This is a genomic window from Bartonella sp. AA1HLJMS (genome assembly GCF_042197445.1).
Classification (GTDB): domain Bacteria; phylum Pseudomonadota; class Alphaproteobacteria; order Rhizobiales; family Rhizobiaceae; genus Bartonella.
The window spans coordinates 1-1,655 of record NZ_JBHIRW010000156.1 but is presented as its reverse complement, the minus strand read 5'-3'; the positions used below and the strand labels follow the sequence as shown (position 1 = coordinate 1,655).

General features: G+C 42.4%; 1 protein-coding gene and 1 pseudogene. One reads left to right on the top strand and one right to left on the bottom strand.

Annotated elements, in window-relative coordinates; genetic code table 11:
- Positions 1-54 precede the first annotated feature (54 nt).
- The gene (locus tag ACFIQE_RS11455; protein WP_375640217.1) at positions 55-987 is read left to right on the top strand and encodes a ribose-phosphate pyrophosphokinase; all 933 of its coding nucleotides are present in this window, start codon (positions 55-57) and stop codon (positions 985-987) included.
- Here ACFIQE_RS11455 and ACFIQE_RS11450 read toward each other — a convergent pair.
- Positions 984-1,655 (bottom strand): annotated as a pseudogene (locus ACFIQE_RS11450) (ATP-binding protein); the annotation flags it as partial. The gene ACFIQE_RS11455 and the pseudogene ACFIQE_RS11450 sit on opposite strands and share 4 nt — an antisense overlap.

Here is a 1,655-nt window from a genome sequence, read left to right as displayed (position 1 = left end):
AAAGAAATTAAAAACCGTGTCGCATTCCCACCATGATGATTCAGAGGTTCTACTATGAAACTTTTCTGCGGAAATTCCAATCCACGCCTAGCTGAAGATGTTACAAATTATTTGAACATACCCTTAGGCAAGGCAACTGTAAAGCGCTTTGCTGATCAAGAAATTTTCGTAGAATTGCATGAGAATGTACGGGGACAAGATGTTTTTGTTTTGCAATCTACATCTTATCCCGCCAATGATCATTTGATGGAATTGCTCATCATGATTGATGCCCTTCGTCGTTCTTCTGCGCGTCGTATTACAGCAGTAATACCCTATTTTGGCTATGCCCGCCAAGATAGAAAACCTGGACCACGGACCCCCATTTCTGCAAAACTTGTTGCCAATCTGATTACTGAAGCAGGCGCCCATCGCGTTTTAACGTTGGATCTTCATGCCGGACAAATTCAGGGTTTTTTTGATATCCCTACGGATAATCTCTATGCTGTTCCCGTCATTTCTCGCGATGTCAAAGTGCATTATTCTCTTGAAAATGTTATTGTTGTTTCACCAGATGTGGGTGGGGTGGTTCGCGCTCGCTCGCTCGCCAAGCGTTTGAATAGTTTGCTTGCTATTGTAGATAAACGTCGTGAACGTCCCGGTGAATCAGAAGTTATGAATATTATTGGTGATGTCTCTGGAAAAGATTGTCTTTTGCTGGATGATATTGTTGATTCCGGTGGAACTTTGTGCAATGCAGCCAGTGCTCTGCTGAAACACGGTGCCAATAGTGTCACAGCTTATATCACGCACGGTGTTCTTTCTGGTAATGCGATTGAACGCATTACCAATTCAGAAATGAAAGAATTGGTTATTACAGATTCAATTATGCCAACAGAAACTATTGAGAAAGCCCATAATATCCGTGTTTTGCCCATTGCTGATCTCATTGGAGAAGCCATCGCCAGAACAGCGGCAGAACAATCTGTCTCAAGCTTATTTGGTTAAAGTGGTTCTTTGGGATCTCCTGGTGCCGTTTCGACACCAAGATCAGGAAATGCAACAATGCGTTGACCATTAAAATGCGAATGAATAACAATAAGTCCGCGCTCTTCAAAATAGGTTAAAAGCCGGCGGGCACGGCTTAAAGAATGCGTTCCATAAAGACGGGCTAAAAATGCATCGGATGGGCATGGTTTTCCGCTCAATGCGGCCTGTGCCACATTCAAGAAGACTCCTTGAACATCATCTTCTAAACTTTCTGATATCTGCAAAATATGTTTCCAGTGTTCACTCACAGCTGTTTGTTCATCAACAAAAGCTTGAGCAATCGCCAGCTTACGCCGAAACTGTGAAAGATTAAAAGGAACCTGTGACATACCATGGATACGGCAACGAACCGAAAAATCTTGATAAAGCACCGCTGTTGAACGATAAAAAGCCTCAGGATCTTCAAGAATTTCCCGAATAATATGTTCTGCTTGATGATCAAGCTCAACATTAGAAAGTTCAGGAAATAAACTTAGGGGTTCTTCCAACGCCTCTTGTTTTTTATGCACCACCTCCTCTAACATTTCATGCATTGATTTTTCTCTCACTGGCTCTCGTGTTTGTTTAAATGGCGTTAAAATTTCCTCTGGTGAAGCAGTAAAAACGAGCTCTTGCACATCATCCCG